This is a genomic window from Promicromonospora sp. MS192 (assembly GCF_049532985.1).
GTDB lineage: Bacteria > Actinomycetota > Actinomycetes > Actinomycetales > Cellulomonadaceae > Promicromonospora.
In genome coordinates, this window is sequence record NZ_CP186693.1 from 111,279 (window position 1) to 128,149 (window position 16,871).

Below are 16,871 nucleotides of genomic sequence, written 5' to 3' on the forward strand. Positions count from 1 at the left end.
GCGCACGGAGCTCACGCACTGAGCAACGAGTGGAGAGGTGGACCTGTCGTGGACAGAATGATCGAGAGCCTGCTTGACGTGTTCCAGAAGGAACACGACCTGACCGACCTGCCGCAGTCCGAGGCGTTCGAGGCGTTCGCTGCCTTCTGCGTGCTCAACTCGTACTACAACGACCACTTCGACCCGAACGAGTACTGCACGGGCGGGACGAACGACCTCGGTATCGACGCCTGCGCGGTGCTGATCGACGGAGAGCTGTACCGGGACCCGACAGATGTGCGCACCGTCATGCAGCAACGCAGACGGCCACAGGTGCAGGTGGTGATCATCCAGGCCAAGACCAGCAGCAGGTTCGAGACGAGAGTGATCTCGGACCTTGCCGAGAACCTTGGTCACGTGTGCGGGCAGGGACCCATTCCCTACGACGTGTCGGACGACGTTCGGGGCCTGCGCGAGTGCCTCGACGCGGTCTTCGAGGATCCGTCCCGGCTGGCCGGCCAGCTTCCGCAGCTGCACGTCCGCTACGTGACCACCGGTGACCAGGTCGCGGACATGGTCACGCGCAAGGCGCGTTCGGCGGAGAAGCACCTGGCCGGGTTGAACCGGTTCGAGTCCGTCGACGTCGAGTGCGTGAACAGGCGGGACCTGCTGGCCCTGTACCGACAGGCGATCAGCACCGTCAAGGTCACCGTCCCGGTGCCGAAACAGTTCGCGATGCCGACGGCCCCGGGCGTCGAGCAGTCGTTCGTGGGGCTGGTGGCCGCCTCGAAGCTGGTCGGCTCCATGCTGTTGGACGAGGGCTCGGGCAAGCTCCGGGAGAGCCTGTTCGAGAGCAACGTGCGAGCCTTCCAGGGGTACAACAAGGTCAACAGCGGTATCCGCGACACCCTTCGGGACCCGGTCAAGCGGCAGCGGTTCGCCGTGATGAACAACGGCATCACGATAGTGACCCGCAAGATGGACCGGGTCGGCGACGACTTCGTGCTGGACGACTTCCAGATCGTCAACGGGTGCCAGACCTGTCACGTGCTGTTCCACGAGCGCGAGCAGCTCACCGACGAGGTCTTCGTCAGCGTCCACATCGTCCACTCGACGGACGAGGACGTGATCCAGGGGATCGTGGCCGCGACCAACCAGCAGACCCCGGTCAGCGACGAGGACCTGGCCGCCCGGGAGGACTTCCACAAGGAGCTGGAGGACTTCTTCAGCCTCGGCCGGGAGGCGCCGCACCAGCTGTTCTACGAACGTCGTGCCAAGCAGTACAGCGACCACAAGGAGGTAGAGAAGACCCGGGTGATCAGTCGCGCGCAGCTCAGCCGCGCGTACCTGGCGATGTTCCTGGACGAACCGTCCCGGGTGGGCCGCTACCAGGAGCTGATCAAGGCGCGCGGCAAGGAGCTGTTCGTCTCCGGTCAGCCGCCGCTGCTCTACTACACGGCGGCGGCGACCTGGTACCGGCTGGAGTGGCTGGTCCGGAACAAGCGCATCAGTCGTGGCTACCGGCCTGCCCAGTACCACCTGATGGCGCTGATCCGGCAGCAGCTGATCGGCTCGGGGGCGATGCCGACGCACGACAAGGCGGTCGCGAAGGAGTGCGAGAAGATCCTCAAGGTGGTCTGGAACGCGGAGGCCGCTGAGAATCTGGTGGTCAACAAGCTGCTTCCCGTGATCCAGGTGGCGATCGACGCCGAACGGGAGGAAGGGGTTCCGTTGGGCGAGGCGGTACGCAACGAGAGGTTCGCCCAACGGGTCCGCCAGGAGCTGGCCGGCGGCACCGGTCGCTGACGGGTCAAGGCCGCTGCCGCAGCGCGCTCGGGGAGACGCGGTTGCTGCCCACGTGCCCCGCCGAGCTCTGGGTGGCCGATGCGAACCCGCGCGCCCGCCGGTTCTACGAGAAGCACGGGTTCGGGCTGGACGGTGCTGGGTTCACCGGCGGGCTCGGCTTCGACCTGGTGAGTATGGTGCGCCGAACCGGGTGGGCGCCTGGCTTGTGGTCGGGCCCTACATTCTCATGGCGTAGTAGGCGTTCAGCGCCGCTTCAGCGCCGGAGCCCATCGCGGTCTGGATGCGTTGTCCGCGTGGTGAGCGCAGGTCGCCGGCGATGTGGACGCGGGAGTGCTGGCGTTCTGCGGGGCAGTAGCCGTCCTGGTCGTGAACCAGGCCGTCGACGGCTGTCGGCGCAACGCCGATGTTGGTAAACGTCTTGTCGCCGCGCAGGCCGCCGGGCCATGCGGTCCCGTCCTGGTCGATGGTGAGGGCGTCCATGGCGATCAGCGTGACCCTGGCGTCGCTGGCGATCTCGTCGGTCTTGTACGCGTCCGACGGCGGATGGGGGACCAGCAGGGCGATGGGCAGGTCCGGGTTGGCGCGCAGGAAGGTTCCGAGCGGCCGGTCGGCGCCGAGGACGAGCCAGGTCTGTCCGGCGGCATCGCCGGGATCGGCGTCCCGCAGCGACGGCAGGACCAGGCCGGCAGGCGCGGTGATCCAGGGGGAGTTCTCGGGCTGGACCGGGCTCACGCCGGTGGCGACGATGACGTGCTTGCCGGTGACCTGGCCACCGCCGGTCAGGGTCACGGTCACGGTGTGGTCCGCTGCCTGGATGCGGGTCGCCCCGGCGTGCACGACGGCAGGCGCGGCGTGTTCGACGTCGGCCAGGACTGATGCAGCAAGGTCGGGCCCGCTTCGGTGGCCGCCGAGGACGTTGTCGATCGCGGCGATGTGCCAGAGGGCGCCGCCCAGGCGTGGTTCGGGTTCGATGATGATGCTGGTGAGGCCGACGCTGGCGGCCATGACGGCTGCGGCGCACCCGGCAGGCCCGCCGCCCACGATGACCAGGTCGCTGTCCGGCGTCATCGGTTGGTCCCGGCCGGGGAGAGCGATCCGAGCAGGGTGGTCGTGGTGATGAGCTGGTTGCGGCCGATGAGCCGGCGCGCGACGGTGAGCCCGGCCTCGTGTGTCTCGGGGCCGGCATCGCTGGCGCAGGCGTCTGTCACGATCCACGGACCGTAGCCGTGCTCGAACGCGTCGGCGGCCGACTTCAGGACGCAGCTCTCGGTCGCGATTCCGCAGAACACCAGGTCGCTCCAGCCGTGCCGGCCCACCAGCGAGTTTCCTTCGTCGTTGAAGAGGGTGTAGCCGAGCTTGTCCACGACTGGGTGGCCGGCGGCGAGAGGCTGGATCCCGGGAGCGAGGTCGGTGTCGGGGGAACTCATGAAACGCGTCCAGGAGAAGTACTTCTCGAACGCGCTGCCGGGCTCGTTGAGGTAGCGGGTGAGCACGACCGGGAGTCTTCGCTCGGCCCACGCCGTGACCAGGTCGGCGATGACGGGGACGACGGGCTTGCTGTGGTGGTTGACGAAGCCGTTCTGGACGTCGACCACGACCAGGGCGGGGTTGCGCAGGTGGGTGCTGGTCATGGTGGTCACCGCCGGTCTTCTCGGAGAGCCATGACCGTACAGCTCGAACTCGCGTCCCGAGGGCTGGCGTGCTGAACGCGCGTCGAACCACCGCCGCACACCACGTTCAGCGGCGGCTTCGTGGGGCACTGCGCGGATAGCGTTGGTTGCCTGCCAGGTCAGTGGCGGTGCGAGATCCGCCCGCCGATGAAGAAGGAGATCGCACATGGGCACCGCAGAGACTGTTGCGGTTGGGCGTCGAGGAGCACGAGGCATCGTCATCGACGACGAGAAGCGGATGGTCCTGATCAAGCGGACCAAGCCCGACCAGGACCCGTACTGGACCTCGCCCGGGGGCGGGGTGGAGGAGTCCGACGCTTCTGTCGAGGCCGCGTTGCGTCGTGAGCTGGCCGAGGAGCTCGGCGCGACGGCTGAGGGGTACCAGCAGGTGTTCCTCGCATCCGACCCTACCGACGCTGGCGTCGCGATCCAGCACTTCTTCGTCGCACGGCTGACCTCGCTGAACCTGACCGAGCGGTACGGGTCGGAGTTCACCAAACCCGAGCGCGGCGGATACGACCTGGACTACGTGCCCCTCGGCGACGACTCGCTCGAAGCGATCGACCTCAAGCCTGTGGTGCTCAAGGAGTTCGTACTCGCGAACCGAGAAGCGCTTCTGGCCGAGGCCGGCTTCGCCGCCTGACGCTCCTTGAGGGGTTGCTCGCGAGCGCGGCTCACCGACGTCGACCCTCCCATCGCAGGTAGGCGGGAGTCGCGAACCCAGGAACCGTATGGAGGCTTGAGACGTCCGTGCCGAGCCAGTCGCGAAGCGCGGACGTCTCACCCGGCCACTTCGCATGGGCCAGCTCGTCGAACGCCAGGATGCTGCCCTGGGTGAGGTGGGGGCGAATCGCCTTGAGCGCTGCCAGGGTCGGCTCGTAGAGGTCCAGGTCGAAGTACGCGAGAGCGACAACCGTCTGCGGGTTGTCGGCCAGGTACTGCGGAAGCGTCTCGCGCACGTCTCCGTGGACCAGGAGGGTCCGGCGAATGTGCCCCAGTGGTTCGTCGTTCTCGTGAGCGTCCAGGACAGCGCGCAGGTGGTCGGGGTAGTCGCTGCCGAGCTCGAACCGGCCGGGGACGGCACTCTGGGCGGTGTCGTGGTCGCTGACGTCGGGGAATCCGGTGAAGGTGTCGAAGCCGATGATCCTGCGGTGCGGGTTGTACGGCTCGTGGACGGCGCGCAGCGCCGTGAGGATGGCGATGTGCCGGCCGCGGTGGACGCCGAACTCCATGATCACGCCGGGGACGTCATGGACCATGCGGTACAGGGCATCCATGGCGAGCACATCGGCCAACGGTCGTCGTCGCAGGTAGAGCGAGATGTTGTCGACCAGTTCGTCAGGCGGTATCGGCGTCATCGCGAGATGTCCGGCCAGTGCTCGGCGGGTCTCGGCCTCACGGGGCGACTCGTGCGGCAGCAGAGTCTCGTCACGCTGGTGCATAGGGAGTGCCTCTCTTCTCGTGGGTCCACGTCTCCGCGGGCCGGAGTTCAAACAGCCGTGCGTGGTCGAACACGGCCACCGGGTCGTCGGTGCCCGCGCTGATCGCCGCGATGGCACCGATCAGGAGGCGGTGGGACACAATGACGACGGGCGGGTCTGCCTCTGCAAGGAGCTCGGCAGCGGTCAACGCCTGCCGCGCGCGTTCGTGGAACTCGACGAGGCTCTCGCCGCCAGGCAGCGTGCTTCTCGGATCTACGGCTCTCCTGTTGCGCCATTCCACGTAGGCGTCCGGGTACTGGGTGGGCGATCTGCCCAGCACGCAGGTGGGTGCGCGCCACTCGTCGAACGTGGAGTCGGCAGGGGACAGCGTCAGGCCGGTCAGTTCGGAGACGATCCGGGCCGTGCTCCGGGCACGCAGCAGGGTGCTGGACGCGATCACGCCGTCGGTCATCTCGGAGGTACGCAGCGCCAGCGCGGCACGTTCCGCCTGGCGTGCCCCGATACGTGTGAGCAGGCTTCGGGGGCGCGCATGCGCGTCCGGGCGGTGGAGGCCGTCGGCACACGTGCCGTGCCGCATCCAGGTGACGGTGGCACTCACGACAGGTGCCACCCGCCGTCGACCGTGAGGCACTGCCCCGTGATGAAGGCAGCATCGTCGGAGAGCAGGAACGACACGGCACCGGCGACGTCGTCCGGCATGCCTCGTCGTCGGATCGCCTGGCGGGCGAACTGCCGTACGGCCATCGCTTCGTGATCGTCGACCGCTGCGTGCTCTGCGGGCACCTCGATGGATCCAGCACGGACGCAGTTGACGGTGATGTCGTCGGGTCCGAGCTCGCGGGCCAGTGCTCTCACCAGACCCTCCAGCCCGGCCTTCGCAGCGATGTACCCGGCGAGATCGACTCGGCCGAGCCGGCTCAGGACCGACGAGATCGCGACGACCCGTCCGCCTTCGTTGGCCCGTAGTGCGGGGGTGGCCAGGTGCGCGACGGCGGCGTGCGTCATGAGGTTGACGTCGACCTGTCGACGGAAGGTGTCGCCATCGTGGTCGGCCCATGGGATGCGGGGATAGGCGCCGGCATTCGACACAAGCACGGTGACCCGCTCGTGCTGCTCGTCGACGAGACCATGCAGGCGGTCGATCGCGGCGATGTCCGTCAGGTCGCCCGTGACGGTGCTGACTGCGGCACCGTGCCTTCCTGCTTCGGACGTGACGCGGGCGAAGCCGGCATCGGGGTTGAGGTGGGTCAGGATCAGGTCGTAGCCGGGCGCGAGCCGGGCGGTGATGGCCGCTCCGATCCCGCTGCCCGCTCCGGTGATGATCGCGACCGGCCGTGGTCGGTTCATCGGTTTGCTCCTGTCGATGTGATGGCGAAGCACGGGAACGGGACGGTTGGGCTGACGTCGTCGTCGGCGAGCTGCGCGAGAAGGGCGAGCGACAGCGCGACGTCGGGACCGTCGAGGCGCGTGATGTCGTAGACACCCAGGACGCGTGCGATGAGGTACGGACGCAGCCAGGCCCAGAGGTCTCGGACACCGAGCGCGGTCGCGACCGGTCGGACCACCTCGGTGAGATAGCGGCCGACAACGTGGGCTCGGACGGGCCCGGGTTCAAAGGCGTAGGTGATGGCCAGGCCCGTGTCCGTCTGCTCGGCGTAGATCCGTGGACGGCGGAACACGGAGCGGTGCAGCGCCTCGGGGTGATCCATGTAGGCGTCGCGGTTGTACCGCGGGGTGAGCCACGGCCCGTGGAGCACCTGGTACATCAGGAAGCAGGCGAGCTCGCCGGCGACGGCGTTCAGGCCACCGGTGTCGTAGTCGAACCACACCGGTCCCGAGCGAGGTGACCAGCCGATGTTGAAGTCGGTCGGGTCGCCCTGCGAGATCGCCGCCCAGACGCGCCTGTCGGTAGCGAAGTCCGCGCGGAGGCGTTCGACGATCGACGGCAGATCGACCACGGAGGGACGGCCGTTCACCTCGACGCGAAGGTCAGCGGGGGCGACCCCGCCCGGAAGCAGCGGCCAGGGCGAGCCCTGTCCGTAATACTGATCGACTCGTCCGCCCTCGCTCAGACGGTCTCCGTAGAGCTTCCCTACGACGCGCCCAGCGGGAATGTGCCTGGCGGTACTCAGCAGGGTGTCTCGGTAGTAGGCGAGGACGTCGTCCAGGAACAGGTCGAGCCGCGCGCAGTCGCTGGTGGTCTCGGCACGCGAGATCTCGTCCACGAGGAGGCTGCCACCCTCGTCCCGGTACAGCGACCGGTCGAACACGTGAACCGCCCAGGGGCCCGCCGCTCCGACCCAGCGAAGCGCGGGGATCGGATAGTAGGCCTCGATCGCGGCGTGCCCAGTCAACTCCTGGCGCGCCTCGGCGCGGTCGGGGTTGGCCTTGACGAACAGCGGCCATCCGGCGACGTCGAGGTGCCAGGTGTGGTTGCGGGTGTAGCGGCGGTGGTGGGAGATCCGGGGCACGGGGGTCACCTCCCGTCCAGCTTCTGCAGCGCGAACTTGGCGACCGTCGCGGGTGGTACCTGTCGCAGATTCGATGCGCTGCCCCAGAGGGTGTCGTCGAGCTGGTCACGGACGGGGCACCGGTCGGCGTGGGCGAGCATCTGGGAGAGCGGTGTGGCCACAGCGTGGTGGTTGCTCCGCCCGGTCGTCCACTTCGCGTAGGGGTGACGTCCGTACAGGCCGATGACCTGCGGGGACGTGTGGTCTGCGCGTTCGGTGAGGGCCGCGAGGTGGGTCAGGCCGGTGTCGTTGCCGATAACGAGCCCTGCCGTGGCGAACAGGTCGAGGCAGTCCGTGGCATCGCGGCCGGCGACCAGCTCAAGTCCGGCCGGGGCATGCGCCGATGGGGCGCTGTCGCCAGCGAGGAGGGTGAACTGCCACGGGCCGGGACGAGCGTCGGCGAGGTACTGGGCGATCTCGTCGAACCCGTCCGGTCCGTAGTCCTTGCGGTCGGGCATGCTCGTCGCCGCGACGAAGACGACGTGCCAGGGATCGAGCGCACCGGTGCCGGTGAACGTGGGCAGCGGCGCGAACGCGCGAGGCAGCTCACGGCCGAGGTACTGCTCGACCTCCAGGTAGTAGCGCATCGGCAGGGCGGCGTGGACCTCCACGAAGTCGTCGTCCCGCCTGTCGAGCCACGTCGGCGGTCGTTCCGGGACCGCGTCGAACGTGTACCGGCCGAGGCCTTCGGCGCTCACCGTGCTCCCGCCTGCGTCCCGGACGACACGCAGCGGCAGGCGGCACCGGGCGAAGAGACCTGGTCGCGGGCCGCGATAGGTCGGCTTGCTGGCCGGGAAGGCGTCCATGAACGCGGTGACAGCGCCCAGGGCAAGCAGCATGTCTCCGAGTCCGCCGGCGCCGAGGTCGACGCTCCAGCCTGGAGCCTCGGCCCGGACCCGGGTGGGGAGTGTCGTGTGCTGGCCTCGCCGGTAGGGCAGCGTTCGGCCCAACGGTGCGTCCTCCCGGCGAAGTACTGTGCGTCCGCCAGTGGCCGTGACCGGCGTAGGCAGGTAGAAGGTGCTCAGATGCGAGTCAGTGTGCACAGCGGCACTCCTAGGTCTTCCATGACTGCCCGTGCCTCACCCGAGGTGTCCTCGATGAGGCAGGCGATACCGGTGACATCGGCACCGCCCGTGCGGAGGACCGCGACGAGGTTGGCCAGGGTGCGGCCGGTGGTGATCTCGTCGTCGACGATCAAGACCCGCTGCCCGCGCAGGTCGCCGTAGGTGTACACGTCGGTGCGGCGGGCATGCGGTTCGGAGAACCGGGCCTTGTGAGGCAGATCAAGGTCGAGCTTCCACGCCAGCCGGTAGGGGGTACCGCTGGCAAGGGCGACCGCGACGGTCGGGAGGATGCCCCCGGCGTCCAGGCCGAGCAGCACGTCGGGTGTGGCGAAGGCGGAGTCGTGCACCCACCGGTCCCACAGGGCGTCGCCCGTGGTGATGAGGGACTCGGGGGTGACCTGGCCCAGGATCCCGTCGAGGTCGTGGACGACGCGAATGTCCCGGGCGTGCTCTGTGACTCCGAGCCGGCGCACGCGCTGGGCGGTGAACGATGCGGTGGGGTCGGTGACGGTCATGAGGCGGTCCTTCCGATGGAGTCGACGTAGCGCAGAAGGTTCTCGGCGGCGTGCGCGAGCTGTGCATGGACGGCCGCGTCGCGCGAGTTGGTGACGATGTCGTCGAGCGCCGGCGGCGCGCACCGCAGGCGGGGGTGGGTGTCGGTGAGGGCTTCGAAGACCTGTGGGGGAGTCCGGGCGTCGATCCCGTCCGCACGAAGCAGGATCCGGCCGACGAGCACGAGGTGCTTGTAGAGGGCGCGCAGGTCCAGGTCGTCGACGGCCAAGAGGCGGCGCGTGTTCATCAGGACCAGGCCGAGCTCGCCCCGGCTTGCCGCGTCGTCCTGCCGATGGGTCGGCAGCGGGATCGCGTAGTCGGCACGGCGGTACAGGACGCCCGCGCCAGTCCGTGCACCCCGGAGCGAGTGCACGACTCTGGGCGGCACCCGGTGTGTCGTCAGGTCGGTCACGGTGAAGGCGCTCAGCGCCACCTTGAACCCGGGGCGGGCAAGCCGCGCGGTGGCCTGACCAAGCCACTCAACAGACAGCTCGTCCCGTACGACGAGCAGGTCGACGTCGCTCCATCCCTCGACCCAGTGCCGGGTCCCCGTGCTGCCGGTCGCCATCACCAGCGCGACGGCGTCGTCGGTGAGCATGTGGGCGGCCTTTTGCAGCCACTCGTCGTCGCTGCTCGGGCGCCACGAGGGAGGCGTCACCCGTGTGGCGTGCATGCTGTGGACCATGGAGTCGAGGGCGAGCTTGAGGGTGCTGAGCGGCCCCGAGTTGTCCAGGACGTGGTCGGCGACGTCGAGGATGCGGCCTGCGCCTCGGCTCGTCTTGATGGCGTCACGCTCCCGGAGCTCGGCACGGCTCTCGGTGGCTCGGTCGGCACGAGCCTCCGGGGTGGCGTCCACGTAGACGACCTGGCAGCGCGATCCCCATGTCTTGCGGAGGCTGGCGGTCTGCTCGAACCGGTGGGCACTCTCCAGGCTGACGCTCCTCGCCTTGGTCGCGGCGGCGAACCGCAAGATCTCCTCGGTCAGGCGGCCGGCCTGCTCCGCCTCCGACCAGGCGTAGGGGTCGCTCTGGCCGGCTCGGAGCGCGGCGACCTCCAAGAGGTAGCCGATCTTGAGCCGTGCCACGCCGTGCTCGTCGCGCAGCAGCTCACCGACCGTGCTCTTGCCGGACTCCGACATCCCGCCCAGCACCCAGAGGCGGTCCAGCTGTGGGTCGGGCAACGACTCGACCGCGACCCCCAGGTCAGCGATCCGAGCACGGATCCCGCGCTGGACGTCGAGGATCGGAGCGTCGCGCTGATCGATGACCATGTCGTAGGCGCCCTGCTCGACCTGGATCGCGAGCACTTGGGCGAGTGCCTCCTGATAGGCCCGGTATCGGTCGTCGACGCTCTGGGTCTCACGCTTGAGCGACATGGCAGCCTCTTGCACCGGGTCGCTGTGGCGCCGTAACAGGAGATGCACCTCATGCCGGCTGGCGGGCTGGGGCAGGTCGCGTGTGATGCGGGTGACCTCGTCGAGTGCGCCGTGCGGCGTGAGCCCGTCCTTGATCGCGGAGGTTGCCGCGCACGCAGCAAGGATCATCGGCAGGCCGCGATCCTCCAGCGCCAGCGGACCGCTGGCCTCCCGGCGAGCGACATGGCTGGTGAACATCAAGGCGGTGTGCTCGGCAGTGCTGGAGTCCTGGAACCACCACTGGGCGAAGCTGTCACCCGCGAGATCGGCCCACCGACGGTGCCACTTGTCGACCGAACCCACGTGGTGGGCACCGTTGATCGCCCGTGCGAGCCACGAGAGCTGCGCGGTCTTGCCGACGTTGTCGACCCCGTTGAGCGACAGACTCAGCGGGTGGGCCACGGCTGCCGCGCTCATGACGCCGCCTGGTACTGCTTGAGGTGACGCCAGGCGGGGACCCGACGTGCTCCGCCGGTCACGTCCCGGACCAAGTCGTCGTAAGCATCGGCCAGCTCACGAAGCTGACGTAGCGCCTGCCGGGCACGGTCCTTCGCGCCGGCGTCGATCAGCTTGTTTGCACGCACCCAGGCGATGGCCAGACGGTCGATCACCGACCCCACCGTCTCGGTGTGCAGCGGCGCGTCGTCTGGAGCCGTGAAGCAGGACGCGGCGTACTCGTCGACCTGCTCGACCAGGGCGACGCGGGTGGTGTTCAGCGAGTCGATCGTGCGCTTGGAGGCGGCGATCGTTGCATCCGCGGACGTCGTGTCCCGGCTGATGGCCTCGGCATCCCACTGGCGCTGGTGATTGCGTGCCAGGTGCGCCGCCAGACGCAGCAGGCCGTCGCTCTGCTCGTTATCGCTGCGGAACGCCTCGATGATCGTCGCGGATCGTGGCAAGACGACGAGGTCCCGCTCGACCTTCTCTGACGTGGTTGCGCTGTCCATCCGGATCGCCCTCTCTCCAGTGGTTGCTGCCGCCCGGAACCCGGGGGCTACCGACGGTGCGTCGTCGTGGTCACCAGCGTCGTGTCAGCGGTCCGGACGAAAAACGATCTGCCGGTGCATCGCCGTCGAACGGCCGTCGAACACGCCGAACCCGTAGCACGCCGAAGCCCGCCCTCCTACGGCAGGAGAGCGGGCTTCGGGGCGAAGGGGTCAGGGTCGGACGTGGATGACTGCGTGCGTGCCGTCGGTACGCCAGCCGGGTGCGGTGGCCTCCAGATGCGCCAGGCGTTCCGGGTCGACGCCGACGGCGACGTCCGACTTGAGGGTCCGCAAGGCGGCCAGCGGGGCAGGGAAGTAGGACGTGAGGCTCTGGAACGAGGTCGTGGGCGTCCAGTGGGCGTCGCCGACGAGGCGTCGGTAGTTGAGGTCGCCCTTGACGATTACGACGGTCGCCTGGGCCAGCTCGGTGGCCAGATCGGTCGGCAGGTCGTGGAAGGTCAGGGGGCTGCACCAGAACGGGTGGGCACGGACCTGGAGCCGTCCGTCACTGATCGCGGTGCCGAGCCGAGCAGCGACGCCGGCCGCGGCTCTGGACGCGGTCACGAGGTGCCGTAGTACCTGGAGCAGGTCTGTCGGCGTGGCGTCGGAGACGTAGTAGGGGTGCGGTTTGAGGTGCAGCGTCACCGTTGCGGCGCGCCGGGTCTCCAGGAGCCGGTCGATCAGGACGAGGTCGGCGACCAGCTCCCGGCCGGCGTTGTCGGCGACAAGGTGCACCTGGCCGGGTGCACCTGCATCCAGGAGGCGCCACAGCACTGCGGAGTCGTTCGCGACGAGGTCGTCGACCTGGTCCCGGTCCTGGGCGGATGGGTCGGACATCCGGAAGCCGAGGTCGGCGCGGTTGCCCCACAGCGACGCGGTCAGCGCCGCCGACAAGCCGACCCGGTCGGGGCCTGTGACGAGGCGGTCGAGCTCTCCCAGATCGCGAGCCAGGTCGGGTGCTGCCCGCTCCGCGTTCTTCTGCGGGGCGAACGGGTCGATTCCAGCCCAGGGACCCGAGCCGAAGTAGTCCGTGGCCTCCAGCAGGAGGCGGTAAAAGTAGGACTCTGCCCACAGGAACGGAACATCGACCCACGCCCGCCCCACGTACGGGTCCGACCATTCTTGCCACGCCGCCTGATCGTGGGCATCGGCCGGAAGCGGCGGAATGCTGCCGTCGATGGTCGCCAGCAACTGGTCGAGCGACGTCTGGATCTCGGGCGGGTAGGGCACGAGCCGGCGGACGGTCGCGATCAGGTCGGGGTGTCTGCGGGTCAGCACGCCCCATGCGAAGGAGCCTGACACGTTCGACACGATGGTTTCGGCGGCCGGGGGACCGTCCTGGTGGTTACCGATGGTCACTCGCTGGATCCTCGCTCATCTTCACGCAACTTCAACAACGTGGTGCCGCCCGCGCTGCCGACGACGACACTCGCCGTACGGGGATTGAATGCGGCGCACTGGCCGCTGGCGTCCACGCGTACCTGCACCGCGCCACGTCCGTGCTGAGCGTCGCCGCCGTCGAGCGCCCACCGGCGCACCGTCCCGTCGGCCGCGGTCGACGCCAGCCACGAACCGTCCTCGGAGAAGCCCAGCATCAGCACCCGGCCTCGGTGCCCGCGAAGGACGGCCTCGGGCTCGGACACACCCAGCCGATGAACGTAGACATCACCATTGCCAGCGCCGACAGCCAACCGCGCTCCGGACGGATCGAACGCGACCGTCCGAGCCCAACCTGGCACCGAGAGATCACCCCGCTCCACACCTGTGCTCAGCGTCCAGGTGCGGACCACCCCGTCACCGCCCGCCGCGGCGACCAGGTCCGCCTCGGCAGACACCGCGAGCGAGCGGACGCGTCCCGCCTTGGCATCGTGATCCCAGCGCAGTTCGCCATCCGGCAATGACCAGACGCGCACATGCCCGTTGGTGTCGCTGGCCGTCATGAGCGAGCCGTCCTCGGTGATGGCAACCGCCCAGGTGAGAACCACATCGTCGTTCAGCTCAAGGATCTGCTGCCCGGCGGCCCAGACGCGCAGGCGGCCATCACCACAGGCTGCAGCCAGGTACGGACCGGCCGAGGCGACCGCCCAGACCCGACCATGACCAGCCGCAAGACGCGACACCTCATGCCCTGTCGCGGCATCGAGCAAGCGGACCGTGCCGTCGGCACGGCCGAGGGCCACCGAGCCGTCTCCTCCGGAGAACGTGGCCGACCAGACCGTGTTACGTCCCTCTGCGAGGGTCTCCAGGGCGGGGCCGTCCTCGGGCCGCCACAGGCGGATTCCGCCGTCCTCACAACCGGCGACGATCCCGTGTCGCGTAGACGCCACGGCCCTGACCCAGTTGACCCCGGCCGGCATCCGCACCCGCAGCGGTCCATCACCGTGCACGGTGACGGTGGCGTCCTCACCGGCAGTGACGACACGACCGTCCCAGATCGCGAGGGCACGCAGGCGCTCGCCGTCGGCCTCCAGGACATCCTTCGGATCCAAGTGCCTGCCACTGACGTCCCAGGTGCGGGCGGTGCCATCGGCAGACGCCGAAACGAGCACCGGCTGCCCGGGGAGGAAGGCCACCGACCTGACCCAACTGCGGTGCATAGCCTTCTCATCGAGCAGCTCGCCGGTGCGTAGGTCGAAAAGGCGGACGTACTCGTCCTCGCCGCTGGCCGCCACGAGTGTGTCGTCGTCGGAGACGCACAGCGACCAGATGCCGGTCCCGCGTGTGGTCGCCTGCCGCGCAAGAACCAGGGAGACCAGGTCCCACACCCGCACCAGCCCATCCTCGGCACCGGACACAAGCTCGCCGCTGCGCCGGAGGAACGTCAGCGTGCGGATCCGCTTGTCGTGACCCGGCAGGATCCCGACCTGCGTTCCGTCGGCCGTCGACCACAGACGGATGGCGTTGTCCTCACCGGCCGAGGCGATCACGCTGCCGTCTGGCGAGATCGCGACGGCGTGCACCCACCCGGTGTGGCCGCGCAATGACCGGATCAAGGTTCGTGCGCTGAGGTCCCATAACCTGACGGCGCCGTCCTCACCGCCCGAGACGAGCAGGTCCTCACGTGCAGCAACGGACACGACCGTCCCTACGTGCCCGGGGAGGTCTGGGTCCTCGACGTCGGACGCCCACGGGAGGGAGGTACCCGCAGCGTGGGCGGCCCCGAGGAGCGTCCGGTCCGCTCCTTCTCCTGCTCGGGTCAGGGCCACGAGGAGGGTGCCGGCCATGTCCTGCTCGGTCTGCTGGCCATGGAGCAGATAGCCCTGCGACGTCAGGAACCGCGCCCTCCTGAGCGCTTCGCCCGTGTCAGCGTCATCGGCGGCCAGCACGAGGTCACGATCGGCACGCAAGGCGTGCGCCCCGCAGACAGTCGCCTTGGCGATCACATACCGCGGATCGCTGAGCAAGCTGGCGAGTGCCTCGTGGTCGCCGGACTCGTAGAGATGGAACGCCAGGTTCGTCCACTCGTAGGTCCGGTCGCGGGACATCTCCAGCCAGCCGGAAGGCGGCCTGGTTGCCTCCAGGAACGACCCGTGCAGACCCGGGAGCGACTGAGCGACCAGGCTTAGCAGATATGCGCGGAAGACGTCGTGCAGGACGACGACGTCCTGGTCGGCGCGGTAGGCGCTGAGTAGCGACCGGTCGGCAAGGACCTTGCAGAACTGCCGGACCGCGACGGACGACCACCCGTAGGAGTGACCCCACCACCGCGTCAGGACGTCCAGCGGGATCGGTGTCGTCGGTGGGAAGACCGCCAACGAGACATACCGCTCGCTCAGATCGCTCGCGCCGGGAATGCGAACGTTCTCGTCGAGAGCGCGTAGGGTCGCGGAGATCACCTGGCTGATGGCGACCTTGCGCTGGTCGGTGTCCCAGATGTCGAAGGCCTGCGGACCGTGCGCTCGGAGCGCGTCGCGCGCCACGTCGACCGCGTGCTCAGGAGGTGCACCGGCAACGACGTCACTGCTCACGCTCGCACCGACCAGGTTCGCCAGCAGCGGCCAGCCACCGCAGAGCTCCGCCAACGGCAGGAGTGCGGACGTGGACGCAGCAGGGATGGTGCGATGAAGGAGCTCCGCGACCTGGTCCGCACGCATGGGCCCCAACCGCAGCACCCGAGCTGTGCTCGGTGCGACCCGGACGTTCCGGGTCGTGACCAGCCGGACACAGTTCGGCGCCCCCATCAGGAACGGCGCGAGGTCGGCCCCGGACCAGACGTTGTCCACCACGAGCAGCAGCCGGCGCTCCCCGATGACCCTCGCGAGGTGGAACCCGGCCTGCTCAGGATCGGAGAGCTCGGGACGCGTGCCGTCGAGGTGGAAGCACAGATCGGAGATCAGATGGGTGATCCGCGCGGGCGTGCAGTGCTCGCCCGTCTCGACCCAGAGAATCTCCGGGAAGCCATCGCGCACGGACGGCGCATGACCCGCCTGCGTCGCAAGGGTCGTCTTGCCGAACCCACCGGGTCCGGCCACGCAGATGATCTGCGCGCCAGGGGCCTCGGCTGCCTCACCGATCATGGCGACGAGCGTTTGGAGAACGTCAGGGCGGGCGATCAAGGCCGGCTCCAGATCCGGAACCATCGCGAACCCGCTCGTGGCGGGGGAGACAACGGCGATCGGTACCCCAAGCGACTCCCAGAACCGCTCCCGCACACCAGCGTCCGCGCGCTCGTATGCGGTGTCGAGGATTGCCTGAGACTCCGGGCCTGGTGCGCGGGCACCGTCATCGGCTTCCCACTTGGACACCGCCCGGTCGCTGACACCCAGATGCTGGGCGAACGTCCGCACGCTCAATCGCAATGCGTGGCGCAATGCTCGTGACTCGCGTCCGGTCCAGCGCTGGATCGTTCTCGACATGGGCTCTCCCTGCGACGCACGGGCGAACGCCACTGCGTTCCGCGTAGAACGGGTCGTGCGTAGTCATCATGCGGTATCCGAACGTCTCATTCTGTGGGTCAACGCGGCCGTCGAACGAACGGCGGCGTTCCCATCCTCGCTGGACACGACGGGCGAACGGAACCGCCTGGTGTCGAACTAATGCTGAACTGGCCCCTGCGGGGGACCAGGGGGACTCACGCCCAGGTCTGGTACACCAGGCGGTGCCGAGATGGCTATTAGCCGCGCGTTGGACAGCGAGCACGCAGCGGCATACGCAGTGCGACTGACACGGCGGAGAAGCATGGGCGGAAACCGTTGAGGCGGTCGCGGTCTACCGGGACACGTACCAGATCACAGGACCTGCACCACTCGGACCGCCGAGCAATGACCTGCGACAAGCCCCGTGACCGCGGTGCCGCCCAGGCGGCCATGCGGAGCCTGAGTCGTCCAGAACTACGGGGCAGCTCGCGCTTGGCTCTCAGTCCCGTGCCCGGTCTGTAGTTCCTCTTGCAGTGTCGCCGGCGACCGCCGAGGTGCCGCGCCCGGATGAAGATCGGCGGTATCTCCCGAG

The 16,871-nt window shown here is 68.8% G+C and carries 14 protein-coding genes; 2 read left to right on the forward strand and 12 right to left on the reverse strand.

Features of this window, described 5'->3' with window-relative positions; all coding sequences use genetic code 11:
• Positions 1–78 precede the first annotated feature (78 nt).
• Positions 79–1,785 (forward strand): AIPR family protein, encoded by a 1,707-nt coding sequence (locus ACO229_RS00515; protein WP_423463350.1) that lies wholly within the window; start codon positions 79–81, stop codon positions 1,783–1,785.
• Between the two features lie 216 nt (positions 1,786–2,001).
• Here ACO229_RS00515 and ACO229_RS00520 read toward each other — a convergent pair whose 3' ends face one another.
• Complete coding sequence (locus ACO229_RS00520) at positions 2,002–2,853, reverse strand: FAD-dependent oxidoreductase (protein ID WP_423463351.1); 852 nt, start codon at positions 2,851–2,853, stop codon at positions 2,002–2,004.
• Complete coding sequence (locus ACO229_RS00525; RefSeq protein WP_423465244.1) at positions 2,850–3,416, reverse strand: cysteine hydrolase family protein; 567 nt, start codon at positions 3,414–3,416, stop codon at positions 2,850–2,852. The genes ACO229_RS00520 and ACO229_RS00525 overlap by 4 nt, the downstream gene beginning before the upstream one ends.
• A gap of 205 nt (positions 3,417–3,621) precedes the next feature.
• Between ACO229_RS00525 and ACO229_RS00530 the strand changes: the two genes are divergently transcribed.
• Positions 3,622–4,098 carry an NUDIX domain-containing protein gene (locus tag ACO229_RS00530; RefSeq protein ID WP_423463352.1) on the forward strand — a complete coding sequence of 159 codons (477 nt, stop codon included), beginning with the start codon at positions 3,622–3,624 and terminating at the stop codon, positions 4,096–4,098.
• 31 nt (positions 4,099–4,129) lie between these two features.
• Here ACO229_RS00530 and ACO229_RS00535 read toward each other — a convergent pair whose 3' ends face one another.
• The 10 genes from ACO229_RS00535 to ACO229_RS00580 form a co-directional block, all read right to left on the reverse strand.
• Positions 4,130–4,897: a TylF/MycF/NovP-related O-methyltransferase gene (locus ACO229_RS00535; protein ID WP_423463353.1), complete on the reverse strand. Its 768-nt coding sequence runs from the start codon at positions 4,895–4,897 to the stop codon at positions 4,130–4,132.
• On the reverse strand, positions 4,884–5,474 hold the full coding sequence (locus tag ACO229_RS00540) for a histidine phosphatase family protein (RefSeq protein WP_423463354.1): 591 nt from the start codon (positions 5,472–5,474) through the stop codon (positions 4,884–4,886). Before ACO229_RS00540 ends, ACO229_RS00535 begins: the two co-directional genes overlap by 14 nt.
• Before the next feature lie 17 nt (positions 5,475–5,491).
• Positions 5,492–6,244, reverse strand: coding sequence for an SDR family NAD(P)-dependent oxidoreductase (locus ACO229_RS00545; protein WP_423463355.1), 753 nt, complete (start codon positions 6,242–6,244; stop codon positions 5,492–5,494).
• Positions 6,241–7,368: a hypothetical protein gene (locus ACO229_RS00550; RefSeq protein WP_423463356.1), complete on the reverse strand. Its 1,128-nt coding sequence runs from the start codon at positions 7,366–7,368 to the stop codon at positions 6,241–6,243. Before ACO229_RS00550 ends, ACO229_RS00545 begins: the two co-directional genes overlap by 4 nt.
• 5 nt (positions 7,369–7,373) lie before the next feature.
• Positions 7,374–8,246, reverse strand: a complete 873-nt coding sequence (locus tag ACO229_RS00555) for a glycosyltransferase family 9 protein (RefSeq protein ID WP_423463357.1) — start codon at positions 8,244–8,246, stop codon at positions 7,374–7,376.
• Between the two features lie 182 nt (positions 8,247–8,428).
• Entirely contained in the window at positions 8,429–8,986 is a 558-nt protein-coding gene (locus tag ACO229_RS00560) for a phosphoribosyltransferase (RefSeq protein ID WP_423463358.1), read from the reverse strand.
• Entirely contained in the window at positions 8,983–10,854 is a 1,872-nt protein-coding gene (locus ACO229_RS00565; protein ID WP_423463359.1) for a hypothetical protein, read from the reverse strand. The genes ACO229_RS00560 and ACO229_RS00565 overlap by 4 nt, the downstream gene beginning before the upstream one ends.
• Positions 10,851–11,384: a DUF4254 domain-containing protein gene (locus ACO229_RS00570; RefSeq protein WP_423463360.1), complete on the reverse strand. Its 534-nt coding sequence runs from the start codon at positions 11,382–11,384 to the stop codon at positions 10,851–10,853. The genes ACO229_RS00565 and ACO229_RS00570 overlap by 4 nt, the downstream gene beginning before the upstream one ends.
• A 210-nt stretch (positions 11,385–11,594) precedes the next feature.
• The gene (locus ACO229_RS00575; RefSeq protein WP_423463361.1) at positions 11,595–12,782 is read right to left on the reverse strand and encodes a damage-control phosphatase ARMT1 family protein; all 1,188 of its coding nucleotides are present in this window, start codon (positions 12,780–12,782) and stop codon (positions 11,595–11,597) included.
• Complete coding sequence (locus ACO229_RS00580) at positions 12,779–16,279, reverse strand: NB-ARC domain-containing protein (protein WP_423463362.1); 3,501 nt, start codon at positions 16,277–16,279, stop codon at positions 12,779–12,781. Before ACO229_RS00580 ends, ACO229_RS00575 begins: the two co-directional genes overlap by 4 nt.
• Positions 16,280–16,871 lie beyond the last annotated feature (592 nt).

Coding starts and splice junctions, on each gene's coding strand:
- ACO229_RS00520 (WP_423463351.1), bottom strand. CDS start 2,853: ATGACGCCGGACAGCGACCTGGTCATCGTGGGCGGCGGGCCTGCCGGG.
- ACO229_RS00525 (WP_423465244.1), bottom strand. CDS start 3,416: ATGACCAGCACCCACCTGCGCAACCCCGCCCTGGTCGTGGTCGACGTC.
- ACO229_RS00530 (WP_423463352.1), top strand. CDS start 3,622: ATGGGCACCGCAGAGACTGTTGCGGTTGGGCGTCGAGGAGCACGAGGC.
- ACO229_RS00535 (WP_423463353.1), bottom strand. CDS start 4,897: ATGCACCAGCGTGACGAGACTCTGCTGCCGCACGAGTCGCCCCGTGAG.
- ACO229_RS00540 (WP_423463354.1), bottom strand. CDS start 5,474: ATGCGGCACGGCACGTGTGCCGACGGCCTCCACCGCCCGGACGCGCAT.
- ACO229_RS00545 (WP_423463355.1), bottom strand. CDS start 6,244: ATGAACCGACCACGGCCGGTCGCGATCATCACCGGAGCGGGCAGCGGG.
- ACO229_RS00555 (WP_423463357.1), bottom strand. CDS start 8,246: ATGCTGCTTGCCCTGGGCGCTGTCACCGCGTTCATGGACGCCTTCCCG.
- ACO229_RS00560 (WP_423463358.1), bottom strand. CDS start 8,986: ATGACCGTCACCGACCCCACCGCATCGTTCACCGCCCAGCGCGTGCGC.
- ACO229_RS00565 (WP_423463359.1), bottom strand. CDS start 10,854: ATGAGCGCGGCAGCCGTGGCCCACCCGCTGAGTCTGTCGCTCAACGGG.
- ACO229_RS00570 (WP_423463360.1), bottom strand. CDS start 11,384: ATGGACAGCGCAACCACGTCAGAGAAGGTCGAGCGGGACCTCGTCGTC.
- ACO229_RS00580 (WP_423463362.1), bottom strand. CDS start 16,279: ATGTCGAGAACGATCCAGCGCTGGACCGGACGCGAGTCACGAGCATTG.